This is a genomic window from Bacillus andreraoultii (assembly GCF_001244735.1).
In the GTDB taxonomy this organism is placed as follows: domain Bacteria; phylum Bacillota; class Bacilli; order Bacillales; family Caldibacillaceae; genus Caldifermentibacillus; species Caldifermentibacillus andreraoultii.
In genome coordinates, this window is the sequence record NZ_LN868935.1 from 425381 (window position 1) to 443744 (window position 18364).

Genomic DNA, 18364 nt, shown 5'->3' on the forward strand with positions numbered 1-18364 from the left:
TGTTTTCTTTTAGTAACCTTGCAAATATCTCTTCATCTTTTAAGAAACCTCATCTATTACATAAAAAAGAGTACCCGAAAACAGGTACCCTCATCATCCTATTTGAATATTCTATTATTTCTGGCTAAAAAAATTATGCCTTTATCGTTCGATCCTTATCCTTTCTATTGAACGACTGCCATGCTTCAATAACTAGGAAAATACAAAGAACGAACAAGATAAATCCTGACACAACTAATAAATAGTTTCCGACAACAAAGTTATCTTTCATTAATATTAACAATGCGGAAATTGTAACAATAAACATAAAAATCATTGGAATGACAACAAACCATGAAGTCATTCCGCGTTTAATTAACCACACACCTACTGCCAATAAAGCTAGTGCTCCTAACATTTGGTTTGCGGAACCAAACAACGGCCATAAGTCACTCCACGTACCCGATAAAGCTAATGCTGCAGCACCAATAACGATAACAAGGGTTGCAACATGCTCATTGCTAAAAAACTTTGATTTCCCTTCTGCAAACTCTTGTACAGCATAACGACCTAGTCTTGTTGCTGAGTCTAATGTTGTCATTAAAAAGGCAGAGGCAGCTAGAGAAACGAATGTAATACCAGCAGCTTCTGAAAGTCCAAAATGACTCATAAAAAATCCAAGCCCTGCTGCAAACGTTGGAATTGGACCTCCTAATTCAGCTAATTTCGCACTGAATACTTCTGAGGACATATAAGCAACAGAAATAACGACAATAATTGCTAAAAACCCTTCAATTAACATGCCACCATAAGCAATAAAACGACCACTTTTTTCACTATCTAACTGTTTTGCTGTTGTCCCACTTGCTACTAATGAGTGGAAACCTGAAATTGCTCCACAAGCAATCGTAATAAATAAAATTGGGAACAATGGTCCTAATGTTGCATTTGAAAATCCAGTAAATCCAGTCATTTCAATTACAGGGTTTGCAAAAAGAATTCCGATAAAACCACCAAACATCATGCCATATAGTAAAAATGAATTTAAGTAATCACGTGGCTGCAATAATAACCAAACTGGTAAAACAGAAGCAACATAAGAATAAATTAATAAAATAAATATCCAAACTGTTGCACTTAAATGTAATGGAAATAAAATACCTACGTACACACAGGCAAACATAACAATCACACCGATAATGCTTGCTGCGACAAAATTCACACGCATTTGATTAACGGCTACACCAAAAATAATCGCTACCACAATGAAAAGCATGGATGCAGTTGCTGCTTCTGGAACAGATGCAAAAGTATCAGATACTAAAACAGCAAATACCCCAACAATCAAAATAATTGTTGCAATCGAAAAGGCTAAAAATAATGTCTGCCCACGTTTTCCAATATACTCCTTAATAATTGTCCCGATTGATTGTGCCTTATGTCTTATAGATGCTTGTAACGACGCATAATCATGAACGCCACCAAAAAAGATACTCCCGATTATAACCCAAAGAACTGCTGGAATCCACCCGAAAACTGCTGCTGAGATTGGACCCACAATTGGACCTCCACCAGCGATTGTTGCAAAGTGATGACCTAATAATACCGGCTTATTTGCTGCAACGTAATCTTTTCCATCAGCCATTTCAATTGCCGGTGTCGCGCGATTAGGATCAATTCCTAACTTTTTATCGAGATATTTACCGTAAGTAAAATATGCAACGATAAAAGTTAGTCCTGCCATGACCATTAACATAATTGCACTCATAAGTGAACTTCCTCCTTCAATAGTTTTTTCATTGGCGAGATCAAAGATTTTCCCTTTGGGTGTATCTCAATTTGTTGATGATAAGGATTAATGATTGCTAGATACATTTCTATCCACCCATGGAATCCAAACTTTAAGAATTTCAGTTTTCTATACCGTCTCACCTCCCTTACATCTTCTTGTGAAACATCCTCATCTGTAACAATAATTCCAAGGGCAACAGTCGACATATGCTCACGATCATTTGGTATAAAACCTTCAAGATGATTCGTTATCTCCTGCTGAAACTTTTTCAAATAGCCTTCTTGAATTCCCCCTTTACAAACTGCTGTGAAAATAACTTGCTGATTTTCGACACTATAAACTTTTATCTTTTTTGAAACCATATAACGCTCATCACGGCGTTTAAATTGGGCAATAAATGCAAGTGAAAGGTCATTAATCTTTTCGTCACGGTATACGTCAAAGTAAGGAGTATACAAGTTTGCGAGATCCGTAATAAAGTAATCCAAATTTTTGTTATCTGTCACAATCATTCCTCCAATTCGGTAAATACCAAAATAGGAACCGCCTAATCACTCTCTATTCCTCCATGTTCAGTAAATACAATCGTTCTTTCTTCTGTGTCCATAAATCTACGAAAAACCATGACACAATAGATCATCCCATCATCGAGTCTTTCCCCTATTTGTCTATATATAGATTCCTAACTAAGTCGTTTTAGTCCTTCAATACGGAGTGTTTTAAATAAGGAAAATCCACTTAGTTTTATTTGAACATTATTATTTCGAAAATTCAGACCCCTTTGAATATAAAATAAGAGTTCTCCTACTTGTTTTTGAATAAATTGGGTCTTATTGACAGGCTCTTTAAACTCAATCGAAACTTCCTCAATGGGTACAGAACAATTGTTAACACTTAAACTCGAAATGGTAATAATACGGCTCTTATTTAATAACCATTCCCGTGCTCGATCATCCAATGTAACTTGTAGACTCATATTCACACCTCCATCGATATTTTTAACAATTCTGTAATTTATATTATTATAATCATACACAAACTCTCTCAAAAAATGAACAAAAAGTTCCCTGTTAATTTATATAATTCGGATATGCATGTACAATCATTGATAACTAAATAATATTAAAAAAGCTACCGCAAGTTTATCCCTTACGATAGCTTTTTTAAGAATTAGTTTTCATTAAAAGAAGTCACAGAAACCTAGAACTTTTAAAATTTATTTTTATGCATTTCTCGATCAAATTGCAGCCAAGATTGATAATTTCGCTTCACATACTTCTCTGCTTCTTCAAAAGTTGAAAATTTAACTTGTTGAAGCTCTCCTTGATGAACAAGAATGTATTTCCCCATATTGTTTTTCTTAATGAGACTAATTTCTCCGTTTCGATTTTCATAATAGGTTCCTTGAAGAGCATCTCTTACATTCGACTCATTTTTCTCAGGATCAGGTTTAATTGGTTCTAAATGAAAGACATCGGTTACGAATAATTTAAATGCGTCTTCTGACAAATCACATCCGGATGCTTTTGGATGTCCCCCACCGCCAAATTCCTTTGCGAAAAGAGCAACATTCACCTCATCATGAATGGTCCGGAATCCAACCTTTTTCGTGCCGACATTAACAAGAACGATCATATCTAAATGTGGGTTCTTTTTATTTAAAGCATTGCCGAGTTCGGATAAATATTGCTCGGCATGAACGATTCCGATACAATACTTCCCAACGAATCGCTGGACAATTTGTTTATTTTTCGCATAAATATAACGTTCGATTTTTTTCTCTTCTACATCCATTAACATTGATTCCATATCTGTGAGTTCGAATTGATTTGGGTGTTCTTTCAATCGTTTCAACAAATCATCTTCAAATTGTTCACGACCAAACATGAAAAAGAGATCATTTAAATGTTTTGCTAATATATTATCATTCTCATCCCATTCCCATGTATCATATTGTCTAACTAAATCAACAAATTCCTTTAAAGCCTGTGTCTCTTCAAGTTGGTTATTTTCTACTAAATGGTCAAAAAGTAGTGAGGTAGCACAGGTCTTTTTTCCATTCTCATATTCAACAACAATCTTACCCCAAGGGTATTCATTAAAGTGCAGGGCTGTTACATGGTGGTCAATCACTTGTACATGCCCTCCATTTTTGTATCGTTGATCTAATTTTTTCTCAACCTGTTCATTTACTGCTAAATCAGTAATATATAATTTCACACTTTTATGATCATTGTTTTGTAAAAATTGCTCTACCCGTTGATTTAAATTACGATAGGAACAGTGACTAACTTCCACCGCGTCACCAAAAGCTAGTTTCGCAACAATGGCAGTTCCTAAACCATCTAAATCAGTATCTGTAAATAATTTTATTTTCAAAAAGATTACCTCCCGAAATGCTGCAAGTTCATTATGTGTTAAATATTACCACTTTATGCATGTCATTGGCGACAAAAAATGAAAATACGATGAAATTTTATGCAAATATGACGTTTTTCCGCTTCTAGGGAGGAAATGATGATGACGCTTGTCCAACACGTCCATTAAGCTGTTAAAAATGTAGATGATGGACAAATTCAATTCGTATCCGATAAAAAATTTGATTCATTTCGGCAAATTTCCAAGTAGGCCGACTATCTTAACGAGGTACGTACTTCCACAAATTTACAGAGGAATAAAATCGAATGAATGAAGATGCTGCTCTGACTAATAAATTTCAGCCTATTTTTCTTTAACCGTAATCACTGGTACATGTCTTCTTTCTTTATACTCTGCTAATACTTCCGGTGGTAATAAACCCAGTGTTAAAACCGCGCTAACTTTTTCTTCATCGACTTTCTTTACAACTTTGACACATTCAGATAAATTCATATCTTCCAGCTTTTCCACTGTTTCCTCTTCACGGTACTTTTCTGAAGTTCGTATATGTCGTTCTAATATGAATGATTCAAAGGATACGCGTCCCTTTTCATTTTTCCCTACTGTTAAATCGAAATATTCGTTAAATAGCTTTTTTAATCGTACCAGCTCTTTATCAATTTCCTTTGCCTGTTTACTCAGTTCGGAAAATCTTGCAACCATATCCTCCGTAATTAAATCGATATTGTTTTCTCGCTTACTCATGAATGTTCACCCACCTAGATATTTTTTCATCTAAATTATCTTATGATAGGGAAAATCGATTAGAACTTGTGTTATGAAATAAGTTAATGATTTGAAAACACCCCCATAGCTGTTTCTGCTACATAATAAATTCGGTTAAACGGTCATCTAGTGTAGTAAGGTCACACGAAATTATCGTAGTTTTTGGTGAAACGTGCTATTAAAGCTTCTCTATGAACTTAAAATCCTGAGGTTTACGTTAAAAACTGGCTCATAGAATTTCTCGAACCTGAATTTCCCGAAGTCTGATAAAAACCGACTTAAAAAAAGTCACCCGCTTCTCAATGAAAACAGGCGACCTTTCTTCTTGTTATTCTATTTTATATAAGATAAAGACATTTCCTTTATCTCTACAATATATTTATACTGTAATCTTGTTATTTCAAATATTTTTAATGGGTCATGGAATAATTCTGGTTTTCCCCTTAAGTTTTTGAGTTCGCCCGTTGTTTCCGTTATTTCCCGATTCGTTTCTTCAGCTAATATTTGCAATTCCTCAAAAGCATCCTTAAAGAAAAGTTGAAGGTCTCGTTCAATTCCTTGTTCTAAAAGTAAAAATGGATTAAAAAATCGATTTGCAATCGTTTCAGCTTCTTGTTCATAGTTTCCATTTTCAATCAATTGCTTAAAACCATTTGCTAGCATATCTTTATTTTGAATCATTCGTCCAAAAACTTTTCCAGCACTTTTTAATAATACTTGTTTTGGTGTGTAGCGAAGTAAAATATTGACCGGTTCATAATTAATTCTACTTGTTAACCGATCAATATCACGCTGCCAATCTTCTAAAATCTTATAATCACATGTTAATTGTAGTCGCTCTTGACCAATCATTGTATTAAATCCTTGATTGATTTCTTCTAAAAACATTCTTCCTTCATTTAATTCTGTCCGTGCAATCGTCAACCAATCTGTAATTCTCGTTAAAAATTCTGGCATTACTTCTTCATTCAAATATTGTTGAATCCGATCGTTCATTTCCTGATTAAGCTCAATATGGATCCGTTGGAAGTCACGTTTCTTTGTAACCATTTTTGCTGTGTCTTTTAATCGGATTGGAATTTCCTTCATCATTTCCTTTTTCGTTTCTTCTTTAACTAACATGAACGACTTTTTAATCATATTTACTTTTTCATTCGTTAAGTCTTGGAGCTGATAAATTGCCCCATTTACCCTTTGTGCTAAATCTTCCTTTTGCTGTACGGTATCAATTAGTTGGCTTTCGATTTTTTCTCTTTGGTCTAAAAGATTATCCATTATTTTTCTTAAGACGTATAAATAACTTTTTATTCGTGTCTGTTTTTGGTCTTTCGTATCCCAACTCGACTGAAGTAAGGCAGCCAATTTGTCTCGTTGTTCATTGGTATTTTCGTAATAAATTCGTTCAAATTTTGGATCATGAACAACAATATCCGATAAGTTGCCTCCATTGTATACGAGATATGTTTTTGCTTGTGGGAACAGCTGCGGAATTGACTCAATCCATTCTTGTTCAGCTTCGGATACTCCATTTTCACCAATAACCACAAGTAAAGTATCTACTATTCTTAACGTTTCTTTTAACGAATCGTTTAATACAGGAACACGATTAAGTGATGGAAAATCAATGAACGTTAAATGATTATTCTTTAACATCCCATTTGATAATTGAACTTCATAACAAATATTTGCGCCCTTCGTACGTGAAGTCATTCCATTAAATTCCTCAATGGTAAGTTCCCGCTTATGGTAATCCCTGAATTCGATAACTCTTTCCTCATTACCATCTTTAAGGAAAGATACCGCATAATCTCGGTGTTTACTAAGTATATCCGTTTGTAAAAATTGTTTTGCAAAACTAGATTTATCATCTTCATTAAAACAAATCACACCGACCATTTGATTCGTAAAATCCGTTAACTCTGTTGCAAGCATTTGTAGACGAAGATTTTGATTTAATTGATGATTTTCCGTCCAATGTTCAATGGCTTCTTGTAGTTCTTTACCTCGATCCATTACATCGACATTCATTTCTGCATTAAATAGTGTTTTTTCTGCAATTTGTAATAAATCTGGGGAAAATTGATCTGGAACCATTTCATTCCAAGCAAAAATCGCTGAGGATGGAAGTATTGCATCTTCTTTCACTACTATTTTCATCCAAGCATGTAAATAATTCGGGATTAGTCCCCTTAATAGATGTAACGAATAATTTCCGTCCATTAATTCGTGATAAGTCTTTTTATAATATTGTGAGAGCGTTCGCCACTGATATTGTTGTGGTAACTCGGATTCTTTTAAAAATGTATTTATTTCTTTTACCCATTGGAATGTTTCCTTTTCTGATTCGTAGTTTTCCCATAATGCTACCATTAACTGTTCAAACAGTACCGGTTCTATTTCTAATACCGACTTTAATGCCTGGAAGAAGAAAGTTGGATCAAGCTGTTTTGCATAACCATCCTGAATATACTTTTTTAGTAATTCAAACCAACCTTTTTCTTTTGTTCGAATTCCTTCTTGAATCGCTAATTCAATCGCACTATACCAATCTTCTTGCTTTTCGAAAAAGGCTCGAGCTAGTTTCGTTACATTTGGATAGTCCGGATTTATCTGGACTGTTTGTTTAATCGTTTCATCAGCTCGTTTAAATTGTTCCTGTTGAATATAGAGTGAAAATAATTGAAGCAATACTTCTGTGCGTAAAGTTAATGAATCCGTCTCAACTGATAAATAAATTGTCTCAGCATCTTGATAGATTCCAAGTTCCATATATGCGTCGGCAATATTTTTCTTTGCCCATTGGGTAAACCCGTTATGAACATTCTCCCACTTAAAGATAGCTGCTTCATAGTCTTTATTATGATAGTAAACTTCACCTTGAGCAAAGCGAATATTTGAGGCATCTGGAAATTCCTTCTTTTGCTCTTCTTCAAACAACTCTCCTAATTGTTGAATTGGATGAACAGAACGACCTTCACTTATGAGCGTCCGGTAATACATTTTCGATATTAATTGTTTTTCCAACATATGATCACCTAGTATTCTGTATTTGAGATCCTTATTAAAATATTCAATTCTTTAATAAACTATTCTAACAAACTATATTCTCCATTATATTGCAAATTCCTTTCAATTTCACAACATTGTAAAGGGGCTGTCCAGAAAGTCGTATTTTTGATTTCTAGATGCCCTATTCTTGTTTCAAAACCTTTATATATCAACATTCTTAATTAACATGGATATCCCTTTTCGGACAGCCCCTTCTTTATTCGAATATTTTGTATGAAATGAAGCCACTTACAATTCCAAATAAAGCACCTGCTAACACTTCGATTGGTTGATGACCTAATCGTTCACGCAATTTCCGAATTTTCCGGTCATGATAATGATGATCTTTTTGACCACGAATGCGTTCGACTTCTTCTTCAAGTTTATTAACTTTAATCGTTAATTCTCCCGCTTGTCTCCGCACTCCTTGGGCATCATACATTACAAGCAAGCCAAAAATGGAAGCAAGCGCAAAGTCAACCGTTTTAACCCCTCTTTTTAAAGCAATATACGTTGCTAACGAAGATACACCTGCCGAATGGGAGCTTGGCATACCACCCGTTTCTAAAAGAAGTCGCCAATCCCATTTTTCGCCGCCAATTTTTTTAACTGGAATTTTCAAAAATTGGGCAATTCCAATTGTGGCAAGGGCTGTAATAATTGATTTATTCAATAAAACCACCTCTTCTTTAGTTTTCTAATAAAGGAGGTGGTTTATGTATGTTAATTTTATTCGGTCAGATGCTAGTCTAATTCCTTTACTTTTCTATTATCGATTCGATTTTTGTATAAATTGTTAAAAACCTCTGATAAAATAATACCAATCGCAATCGCACCTGCAATTAATAGTACCTTTGCAAAAAATTCAATTGCTAAAGAGTAATGATTACTTACAAAGTTTCGCATCGCATTATAAGCAAGTCCTCCTGGTACAAGTGGAATAATTCCTCCAACTATAAAAATAATAACAGGTGTTTTATACATTCTTGCAAAGACATGACTTAATAATGATATAGCAAAGGCAGACACAAAACTTGAAAGTACAGCACTATGCCCTATTGATATCATATAAAAATAAATAAACCAACCAATCATTCCGACTAATCCACATTTAATAATGGCCTTTTTGGGTACATTAAAAACAATCCCCATACCACTTGTTGCAATAAAACTCATTACGAGCTGGGCAAACATTTTTACCACCTACGCTTATTTTATTATTACATATATCATACCGTTAATACGGAATGATTTCGAAAACAACCGCGATTCCAGAACCAATGGCAAAAGCGGTTAATAATGCCTCGGCTCCTTTCGTCAAACCCGATACAAGGTGGCCAGCCATTAAATCACGAATCGCATTCGTAATGAGCAATCCGGGAACTAATGGCATGACAGAACCAATAATGATTTTATCAATTTCAACACCGTGTCCAAAATAAATAAGTGAATAGGCAACTAGTCCAATGATGAGAGAAGCAATAAATTCAGAAAAAAATCGAATTCGAACATACGGTTGAATAGTTAAAAAGAAGAAATAACCAATTCCTCCAGCAATGAACCCGGGAAGAACATCAATCCATTTTCCTAAAAACATAATGACAAAACAACCACTTACAATGCCAGCTGCAAATATTTGTAGCCATATCGGGTATGCGTCGTTACGTTTCTTTATTTCTTTTAATTTCCCGTAAGCCTCCTCTAACGTCCAGTTTCCTTCACTAATTTCCCTAGAAAGATGATTTACGATGGCAATTTTATTTAAGTCTGTTGTTCGATAATCGATTCGTTTCATTTTCATTTTCGTAGTCAAAGGATATGAGTTGTATTCATCACCATCTAATGAAAAAATGATAACGGTTGGTGTTACATAACTTTCAGCTTGTTCCGCTCCATAACTAAGGGCAATTCTAACCATTGTATCTTCCACTCGGTACGTTTCTGCCCCACTTTCTAACATAATCTCACCCGCGAGCAAACAAACTTCCATAATGTTTGCTTTTCTCTTAGCTATACGATCCACATATTTCACCACGATTCTTTCCTATATGTTAAATATATTTAGATAAGTTTCTTCAATAGATCAGGCTTTGTATGCACTCCATTAATACAGTTTAACGAACCCAATGCGTTCAAGCAATGGAATTTTTTCGTATGAAATATGTCTTTTTTGGATTAGACAAAATTGGGAAAACGCCCGGTCAAATTTAGACACCTGTCATAAAGTATAAAGGAATAACAAGTGAGGAGAGTGTTGACCCGTGTACCCTTATCATTACTACTACCCAGATTATTCAGTCGTTCCTTTTGAAAGGAACGAATCCAATTATATGCCCTATAGCGAAGATTTATCTAGACAAAATCCCCATTTAGAAAGACGGATAGCCCAACTAGAAAGACAAAATGAACGACAAACAGAAGAGTTATCAAGACAAAATAAGGAAATTGGCCGCATAAATCAAGAAATTAAACGGATAAACCAAGAAATTCAACGAGTGAATACAGAAGTGACAAGATTAAATGGCGTAAATCAGCAGCAAACACGAAGATTACAACGGCTAAATCAACGACTTCGTACAGTTGAACGTCAATTTAATTTTCCTTTCACACCAACTGAAGATGGATTTTAGAAGGTTTTCACGAATGAGTAATATAAGCCTAAAAGGATGCGACGATCGCTCTTTTAGGCTTTTTCCTTTTGGCGAGTTTTTATGGCCTAGAATTAACTCACTTTTTGTCACCCTAAGACTAGGACGACCTGTTTTTCCAAGTGAACATCACTAATTTCACGAGACAATCTAGACACAAAATTAACTTCTCATTTCCTCAGGTAGTAACTGTCCAATTCTAGTTGAAATTCTCCATATTAAGTCATTCAGTGACATTCTATGAACTCGAGGTTCCACTTCATCTTGTTATTCTATAAAATAAATTGTATAATAGATTACGCTATTTTCCGGTGAATCCGGCGTGGTTCGTGACCATCCCACGAAAAAAAACTACGGAAAGGATCCTTTATAAAATGAAAATTAGAACGATTACTGTCAATGGCATTATTGCAGCACTGTACATTGCCATTACTGCAGTTATCCAACCCATTGCCTTCTCCAGTATTCAATTTCGAGTACCAGAGATTTTTAACCATCTCGTTGTCTTTCATAAAAAGTATTTCTTCGGCGTTGTCATTGGGGTGTTTTTCTCAAATTTATTTTTCTCAACAATGAATCCCTATGATTTAATTTTTGGAGTTGCCCACTCGATTATTTCTCTAGCCCTCACTATTTTTATCGGCAAGTTTGTTACAAATAAATGGTTACTGATGACGATTAACTCGTTTATTTTCTCATTTTTGATTTTTATTATTGCGTTTGAAATCAAAATTGCTACCGGATTTTCTGTTTGGGATACAAGTTTTCCATTTTTAGAAACATGGGGAATATTAGCAATTGGAGAGTTTGGCGTTATGATAATTGGAATGCCAATCATGCATGCAATCCATAAACGAGGGGTCTTAGACTAGAGGAATTTTTGCTTGATCACATAACAACACGATAAAATATAGGCTGCCTGAAAAGGAATCCCCTTTTTTAGGACAGCCTTGTTGTCTATTCACCAATAATCTCTCGCGCTACATCAATTCCATTTTCAATACAATCTGGAATCCCTACGCCATAATATGAACACCCTGCTAAATAAACACCAGGATAATATTCTTGTACTCGTTTTTCCAATGAATCGACTACTTTCGGATGGTTTATTTGATATGTTGGCATTTGATTCGTCCATTTCGTAACTTCGCACACAACCGGTTCTTCTGTAATTCCTAGACTTTTTTCGATATCATTGCGCGCAATTTTCAATAACTCATCTGTATTCATATCACGGATAACCGAATATTTTGGATGGCTACTTTTATAAAACAATCGTACAAGTAAATTGCCTATAGTCGATGTATGTTTCCATTTTCGGCTCGTCCAAGTACAAGCATTGCAATATAGGTCCTCCGCATTTGGCGCAAGATACCCTGTTCCATTTTCTGGTAAAGCCTCATCCGGGATTGAATAACCTAAATAGACGCTAATTAGTGAACTCGCTTTCAAATTTGAAAATATCTCTTGGATTTGTTCATTGTTTAATAGCCGGCTCGCCTCTGTATGTGGGATACTCAAAATGATTGAATTTGCCTCAATCATTTGTCCATTTTGAAAATGAACTTGATACATATTTTTATCAATTTTATCAATTTGTACAACTTCATGTTCTAGTAAAAGTTCTACATCTGTTAACTTCTCAACAATTGTTTGTGCGATTGTACTCAATCCATCAGCAAACGAAAGGAATTTTTTATCTCCATCACGAATAAACTGTTCCTTATTCGCTTCAATCCCTTTCATAATACTTCCATATTTCTCCTTATATTGTAAAACATATGGAAGCGTTGAGCCGATCGTTAAGTTATATAATGAACCAGAATAGACGCCTGATAATACTGGTGCAATTTGCTTTTCTACTAATTCTTTTCCTAAATAATATTCAAGAAAATCACCTATCGAGTCATCCTCCGTGAATTGACGGTCATTTAAATAGTAATCTTTAAGGGCCTCCACTTTCCCTTCCGCCGAGAGTAACGTCGTTTCTGCTAATGACCGGATACTAGCCGGAATTCCAAAAACCGCCTCTCTTGGGATTTGTTTAAGCCCTTCTTCTGTATAAAGATAGGACGTACCAACCGCATTGTATACCGTATGCTCCTCTAATCCAAGTTCCTTTAGAAGTCCAGAGTCGCTCAGCTTTCGTGCAACAATTGAATCCGCGCCTGCCTCCATAATAAAACCTTCCTCTTTCACGGTCCGAATTTTTCCTCCAAAAGAAGAAGATGCTTCCGCTAAAATAAGACGTATTTTTCGTTTTTGTTTTTTCATCTGCTTTTGCAACTCATACATTGCGGATAATCCCGTTATTCCCCCACCAATAACTAATACTGTCTCCATCCTTTTCACTCCTCACCTTGAATTTCATCTACTAATTTTTCTGCGGCACGCCGATATAAATTGCTCATATAAGATAGAGAGGATATCATTAATACTTTCTCTAAGTAATCTTTATCCTTTTCATCAAAAGCTTGGACTTCATTTTCAGCGCTCGTAACCAATTCTTGAAAATCACGTTGAAATTGATTCATATTTTCACTTACGATCGTCAAAAAACTTCCATAAAATTGGGGTAAGTCAAACTTTTCATTAACGATTTTTTCATTCATCTCTTCAAGAACACGCTTTATATCTCCAATTGAAATTGTCCCTTTTAAATGAAAAATTAAACTGATTAATAGAATATGTTCTTTTGAATACTTTTTATTTTTAATTTGAAAAAATAATTTACCTTTCGCATAGTTGTTAATCATTGTTTTCGTTAATATTTTATCATCTTCATTTCTTTTTGTACCGCTATATGTACTTTCAAACAACTGAATCACTTGATCCATATATAAATCAATATTTGGTATATCTTCTACGGTAATATTTTTATCTAATTCTAGTTGATCGAGAAATTTTTTTACATGGTCCACATTACCCCTCCTCTACTATTAAATTTTAACCGGTTTAATTTTAAAAGTAAATGTTGACTACGTTTTGAAATGAGTATATTATTGTAAGTAGTTTCAATAACTACATGTAATCGTAAGGGGATGTTATTATGGAAAAGTATATTCGTGAACCAATTAATAGTTTAACTCACCTCGTTGGTGTATTTTTATCTATTGCGGCTCTTGTCGTGATGATTGTAAAAGTTGCTACAAGTACTGGTGGAGGGAAATCTCTAGCCGCCGTAATCGTTTTTGGGATTAGCTTAATTTTACTATATACAGCTTCAACAACTTATCATTGGGTAATTGCTAAAAATAAGGTTATCGCCTTTTTAAGGAAAATTGATCATTCAATGATTTTCGTCTTAATCGCTGGGACGTATGCTCCGTTTTGTTTAGTTGGTCTTGATCGTAAGTTAGGCTGGACTTTATTTGGTATTATTACCGGATTAGGACTTGCTGGCGTTGTTTTTAAAATGGTCTGGTTCAATTGTCCAAGATGGTTATCAACAGCACTTTACATCGGAATGGGTTGGATTGCAGTTACGGTCATCTCACCACTTTCAAAAACGATTAATATTGGTGGAGTCGTATTACTTATTTTAGGTGGAGTTATCTATACAATCGGTGGTGTGATTTATGCCGTTAAACCAAAATTTTTAGAATTTAAATGGATGGGCTTCCATGAAATTTTCCACCTCTTCATTCTTCTCGGTAGCGTCATGCATTTCTTAAGCGTATACTTATACGTGCTTTAATGTCTAAATTAACAGGCATTAAAAATCATATAGCGAACTATTTATAGTCGTTTACGCAGAGTAAGGAGTGATTTTTTATGGCAGAACATCATTTCCACTTAAAAGCACATTGGCCTGGATTAAGGAACGATGTCGGAACAATTGAAGCCAGTCATTTGCAAACGAAAATTTCAATCCCACTTGAAATGGATGGACCTGGCATCGGGACAAATCCAGATGAAATGTTGTTAGGTGCAGCCGCAACTTGTTATATTATTACGCTTGCAGCGATGATGGAGCGCAGTAAACTAGATAAGGAAGATTTAATGATGGAGTCCGTCGGTATCGTTGACGTTACAAACAGCGTCTTTACATATAAAAAGATTATTCATCGTCCGACTATTATTTTAAAAGAAGATGCTTCACCCGAAGATGAGAAACGAGCCATTCGATTAGCTGAAAAGGCTGAAAAGTCATGTATGATTAGCCGGGCAATTGAAGGGAATGTCGAATTGGAACTACAAGTAACGATAAAGAAAACTCAGGGGATTACCGAAGAGCTGAATCCTAGCTAAAAAATATATAGCACTTACTGAGAGTTGGCTTGCGGCGATTAAATGAATTTTTTTTAAAAATACTTGGACTTAACTTTATAATCGGTTATAAATTAATTATATAGAAGGATGTAGGATTTAGATTTTAATTACCTTTGAAGGAAGGTGTTTTCTTATGAATAAAGGAAAATCCAAGATATTGTTACTATTAATAAATATTGTGATTGGTCTTTTAATTATAGTAACTCCGATTATTATTACTGGACATTTATATAATACTTCTGAACTCATGGGTGGTTTGCTTGTTAGCGACTTTACGATGAGATCCATTTCCTTCATCCTAGGACTTGTTGTTATCAATAATGGATTTAATAAATACTTCAGTGAATGATATTGTGTAAAAAAGTCAAAGGAATTTCCTTTGATTTTTTTATATAATAACCTTCCTTTTAATCTGCTCTTTTCAATGAATTCGTCAGACATAGCCGTTCTGGAATATGATTTAACTTTGTAAGAAAAAAAGGTCACCCTTTTTCACTTACAAAGTTTTCGATGCGCACACTGAATATCCACCATACAAAAATTTCCTTCTACCTAAAGTACTCCTCTATGTCCATATAAACAACACCAACTAACCGGAATTCTGGTATATTCGGATTAAGCAACCTCTCCAGCCAACTTCTTAATTTATACTTCAAAATTATTTAAGACATTACCAATTAGGTTTTGGTTCATAAATAAATTGAATTGCATCTTCAAATCCTTATCTAGTAACTTAGACTCTTTAAAGAAACGGGAGTTTTTTTTCCTTCGCAAGATTTAATGCATCAAATATAATTTTTAATTAATAATTCTATTTTTTGTCCGAATAGGCTTACAAATAACTTGCTCCGTATAGATAAATAAAAGTAAATAAAGATTCCTAATGGAATAGTTATCAATAATAAAAGTATTGACCCTAAGCGGCTTTTTTCATTAATAAAAAAAGATAGTAAGAAGTCAAAAGATAAAACTAATAAACCCATAACTATTGTAAATATAATTATTAGCAAGCATCTACGGAATAAAAACCTGTATCTAAATCCCGAGTAAAATTGAATTCCAATTAAGTTAATTATAATAGAAATAAGAAAACTGATAGCCGTAGCCAAAATTGCTCCTTTAGCTTGATACAATTCAATTAAAGGTGTATTTATTAAAATTTTTATCGATATTGCCAATAATAAACCAATAATCGTTACCTTTTGTTTATTTATTCCCTGTAATATTGCAGCTGTTATTGAAAACAATCCAATTACTATTGCAACCGGTGAGTATATACTTAATATTTCCTGGCCCTGTTTATCAAATCCAAAAAAAGCAGTATAAATTGGACTACTTAATATAGATATCCCTATAGATGCTGGGATAATTAAAAATAAAAATATTTGAATAATCTTATTTAGAGATATTTTAAAAGCCTTAAAATTATTTTGCATGTAAATTTCTGTCACATTAGGTACAATAGATTGGGTAAATGCTGAAGCTAGAGTGATTGGTATTAAAACAAGCTTTGGTGCCGTCATGCTTAGAATAGAGTATAAATAGCCTGATTGTTCTGCTAAACCTATAGATTCTAATGTTTTATTGAATGTAAGTTGATCTATAAGTTGATGTATAGGAAAAGCAAGTCCTGCAAATACAAATGGTATAGAATAAGTTATTACCTCCATATATATATGCTTCAGTGATACTTTTTCCTTAATATCATTCAATTGATTAAGAATGTTTTTTCTTCTCCTTATCCAGTACCAAATTAATATTAAAAGACTGGCTATTGCACCAATAAACGCGGAGAATGTTGCAATACTAATAGCTGTTACAATAGTACCACCCAATAAATTAAGTACCAGATAAGCTCCTAATAATAAAAATAATACTCTAAATAATTGTTCAACAACTTGTGAAATCGCTGTAGGTCCCATTGAACCATACCCTTGAAAGAACCCTCTAATTAAGCTCATAACGGGTACTAATATTAATGCAAAACTAACAGATCTGATAACTAATGTAACATCACTTCTCAAGAAGTTAGAACCTTGGTCTGGAAGAACTATAACTGACAACTTAGGTGCTATTAGAAACAATATTATGAAAGACAATAATCCGGTAAATATCATTAGTACTATACCTGATTTAAACAGCTTGTAACCAACATTATATTGTCCTAATGTATTATACTTTGCTACAAATTTAGAAACTGCTAAAGGAAGACCACCCGTTGCAATGCTGATAAATATTGTATAAGGAACATAGCCGTAAGCGTATAATTCAATACCTTTATTTCCCACTATTGCTGTAAATGGAATAATGTACAATAAACCAAATATCTTAGTTAAAATCATTCCAGATGTAAGAATAAAGGATCCTCTTAAAAATGTTGATTTCATAATTCCTACCTGTTTCTAGAGCTTAATATATTATATTAACACAATATTGACCAATCGTGTTTTATGTAATGTAATCTTTTGGTGTTTACGTTCGGAAACATCTGCTCTTTCTAAAATTTGAGGCAGATGTCTTTCCAATTATTACAAAAAAGAACGAGTTTCTTGTTTATAACAGATTCAGATGCTATTTTCACTGAGTACACGTAACTATCCATTAAGCACCAATTATCATAGAAGTTTTCATCACTGTCATATTGGGATACATTTCCGGACAATAATACATTCTACATAGCACCGATAGGATAATTATTTTCTTCCTTTTCCGTTACTTTGTTCAAACTTCTTGATCAATTTTTCAACTGGAATATTTCTATGACAAGACAAGGATATTCTAAATCTCCTCATCCTACAATTTCACTCCATGGAAAAGGCTAAGTTATTGAATAAAAAATATATAATACCCTGAAATACTCATGAAAACACATTGACAAGCCATTGAATGCTTGTTTATCAAGTAGCCCAGCTCATTTAGTCATGCATCAAATAAATGGAAAAAGAATCCATTTCTGTTAAGGTTAAAACAACGACGAAATAACCACAGAAAGGATTCTTATAATGGCTATTTTATCGCAATTAACACTTGATTTCGATCGTAAAATTAAATTGTCAAATGATGGAGGCTCTCTTTCCTCGGATACGGGTGAACTTCTTTTTAGAGAGTTTGATGAAAAAATAGGATTTTCCAAGACTTTGGAAAACCACTTAAAACTAGATGATCCAAGAGCCTATTACTTTCATTCAAGTGAAAACTTATTACGTTAAAAGATCTATCAAATCATTGCTGGATATTATGAAGATGACGCTGCCGATCAATTGACAAGGGGTCCTGTTTTTACAGAAATTATTGATACACCAGCTCTCGCTTCTCAACCGAGCTTATCTCGTTTTTACACTCGATTTAACCAAGAATCGATTGATCATTTAAATCAAGCGAATCAAGAATTACGTGATAAAATTCATGCTTTTAGAAAATCGCAAGCTCTATTTATTGATTTAGATTCTACCCATTCTGATACGTATGGTAACCAAGAGTC

At 34.0% G+C, this 18364-nt stretch carries 16 protein-coding genes, 1 pseudogene and 1 riboswitch; of the genes and pseudogenes, 5 read left to right on the forward strand and 12 right to left on the reverse strand.

The features are described from left to right. Positions 1-133: 133 nt before the first annotated feature. From BN2144_RS02355 to BN2144_RS02395, 9 genes are all read right to left on the reverse strand, one after another. Entirely contained in the window at positions 134-1747 is a 1614-nt protein-coding gene (locus BN2144_RS02355) for a carbon starvation CstA family protein (RefSeq protein WP_033826738.1), read from the reverse strand. Then, a complete protein-coding gene (locus BN2144_RS02360; RefSeq protein WP_230199688.1) occupies positions 1744-2277 on the reverse strand; it encodes a DUF8052 family protein in 534 nt (177 codons plus the stop codon). The genes BN2144_RS02355 and BN2144_RS02360 overlap by 4 nt, the downstream gene beginning before the upstream one ends. Before the next feature lie 176 nt (positions 2278-2453). Then, on the reverse strand, positions 2454-2747 hold the full coding sequence (locus BN2144_RS02365) for a CC/Se motif family (seleno)protein (protein WP_033826739.1): 294 nt from the start codon (positions 2745-2747) through the stop codon (positions 2454-2456). A 233-nt stretch (positions 2748-2980) separates the two neighbouring features. After that, the gene (locus BN2144_RS02370) at positions 2981-4150 is read right to left on the reverse strand and encodes a DHH family phosphoesterase (protein WP_050632179.1); all 1170 of its coding nucleotides are present in this window, start codon (positions 4148-4150) and stop codon (positions 2981-2983) included. A gap of 342 nt (positions 4151-4492) precedes the next feature. Then, on the reverse strand, positions 4493-4894 hold the full coding sequence (locus BN2144_RS02375; RefSeq protein WP_033826740.1) for a hypothetical protein: 402 nt from the start codon (positions 4892-4894) through the stop codon (positions 4493-4495). A 354-nt stretch (positions 4895-5248) separates the two neighbouring features. Further along, positions 5249-7939, reverse strand: coding sequence for a tetratricopeptide repeat protein (locus BN2144_RS02380; protein ID WP_033826741.1), 2691 nt, complete (start codon positions 7937-7939; stop codon positions 5249-5251). A 241-nt stretch (positions 7940-8180) separates the two neighbouring features. Further along, the gene (locus BN2144_RS02385; protein WP_033826742.1) at positions 8181-8636 is read right to left on the reverse strand and encodes a divergent PAP2 family protein; all 456 of its coding nucleotides are present in this window, start codon (positions 8634-8636) and stop codon (positions 8181-8183) included. Positions 8637-8707: 71 nt separating this feature from the next. Then, complete coding sequence (locus tag BN2144_RS02390; protein ID WP_033826743.1) at positions 8708-9157, reverse strand: threonine/serine exporter family protein; 450 nt, start codon at positions 9155-9157, stop codon at positions 8708-8710. A gap of 43 nt (positions 9158-9200) precedes the next feature. Continuing rightward, the gene (locus BN2144_RS02395; RefSeq protein ID WP_033826772.1) at positions 9201-9953 is read right to left on the reverse strand and encodes a threonine/serine exporter family protein; all 753 of its coding nucleotides are present in this window, start codon (positions 9951-9953) and stop codon (positions 9201-9203) included. A gap of 271 nt (positions 9954-10224) precedes the next feature. On the opposite strand from BN2144_RS02395, the gene BN2144_RS02400 reads away from it, so the two are divergent. After that, complete coding sequence (locus tag BN2144_RS02400) at positions 10225-10593, forward strand: hypothetical protein (protein ID WP_033826744.1); 369 nt, start codon at positions 10225-10227, stop codon at positions 10591-10593. 334 nt (positions 10594-10927) lie between these two features. Further along, positions 10928-10972: riboswitch (PreQ1 riboswitch) on the forward strand. Positions 10973-10985: 13 nt separating this feature from the next. After that, complete coding sequence (locus BN2144_RS02405) at positions 10986-11483, forward strand: QueT transporter family protein (RefSeq protein ID WP_033826745.1); 498 nt, start codon at positions 10986-10988, stop codon at positions 11481-11483. Positions 11484-11568: 85 nt separating this feature from the next. Here BN2144_RS02405 and hemG read toward each other — a convergent pair whose 3' ends face one another. Continuing rightward, a complete protein-coding gene (gene hemG / locus BN2144_RS02410; RefSeq protein ID WP_033826746.1) occupies positions 11569-12954 on the reverse strand; it encodes a protoporphyrinogen oxidase in 1386 nt (461 codons plus the stop codon). A gap of 5 nt (positions 12955-12959) precedes the next feature. After that, on the reverse strand, positions 12960-13532 hold the full coding sequence (locus tag BN2144_RS02415; protein WP_033826747.1) for a DUF1836 domain-containing protein: 573 nt from the start codon (positions 13530-13532) through the stop codon (positions 12960-12962). A 128-nt stretch (positions 13533-13660) separates the two neighbouring features. Here BN2144_RS02415 and trhA point away from each other — a divergent pair, with 128 nt between their 5' ends. Together trhA and BN2144_RS02425 are read left to right on the forward strand one after the other, a co-directional pair. Beyond that, positions 13661-14308, forward strand: coding sequence for a PAQR family membrane homeostasis protein TrhA (trhA, locus tag BN2144_RS02420; protein WP_033826748.1), 648 nt, complete (start codon positions 13661-13663; stop codon positions 14306-14308). Positions 14309-14385: 77 nt separating this feature from the next. Continuing rightward, complete coding sequence (locus tag BN2144_RS02425) at positions 14386-14862, forward strand: OsmC family protein (protein ID WP_033826749.1); 477 nt, start codon at positions 14386-14388, stop codon at positions 14860-14862. An 806-nt stretch (positions 14863-15668) separates the two neighbouring features. Here BN2144_RS02425 and BN2144_RS02435 read toward each other — a convergent pair. Then, positions 15669-17270, reverse strand: coding sequence for a putative polysaccharide biosynthesis protein (locus BN2144_RS02435; RefSeq protein ID WP_033826751.1), 1602 nt, complete (start codon positions 17268-17270; stop codon positions 15669-15671). Between the two features lie 615 nt (positions 17271-17885). On the opposite strand from BN2144_RS02435, the pseudogene BN2144_RS02440 reads away from it, so the two are divergent. Then, positions 17886-18364, forward strand: a pseudogene (locus BN2144_RS02440) (transposase); the annotation flags it as partial.

Excerpts from the sequence above, each read along its gene's own strand:
- BN2144_RS02355 (WP_033826738.1), bottom strand. The coding sequence starts at position 1,747 with ATGAGTGCAATTATGTTAATGGTCATGGCAGGACTAACTTTTATCGTT.
- BN2144_RS02365 (WP_033826739.1), bottom strand. The coding sequence starts at position 2,747 with ATGAGTCTACAAGTTACATTGGATGATCGAGCACGGGAATGGTTATTA.
- BN2144_RS02375 (WP_033826740.1), bottom strand. The coding sequence starts at position 4,894 with ATGAGTAAGCGAGAAAACAATATCGATTTAATTACGGAGGATATGGTT.
- BN2144_RS02390 (WP_033826743.1), bottom strand. The coding sequence starts at position 9,157 with ATGTTTGCCCAGCTCGTAATGAGTTTTATTGCAACAAGTGGTATGGGG.
- BN2144_RS02395 (WP_033826772.1), bottom strand. The coding sequence starts at position 9,953 with ATGGAAGTTTGTTTGCTCGCGGGTGAGATTATGTTAGAAAGTGGGGCA.
- BN2144_RS02405 (WP_033826745.1), top strand. The coding sequence starts at position 10,986 with ATGAAAATTAGAACGATTACTGTCAATGGCATTATTGCAGCACTGTAC.
- hemG (WP_033826746.1), bottom strand. The coding sequence starts at position 12,954 with ATGGAGACAGTATTAGTTATTGGTGGGGGAATAACGGGATTATCCGCA.
- trhA (WP_033826748.1), top strand. The coding sequence starts at position 13,661 with ATGGAAAAGTATATTCGTGAACCAATTAATAGTTTAACTCACCTCGTT.
- BN2144_RS02425 (WP_033826749.1), top strand. The coding sequence starts at position 14,386 with ATGGCAGAACATCATTTCCACTTAAAAGCACATTGGCCTGGATTAAGG.
- BN2144_RS02435 (WP_033826751.1), bottom strand. The coding sequence starts at position 17,270 with ATGAAATCAACATTTTTAAGAGGATCCTTTATTCTTACATCTGGAATG.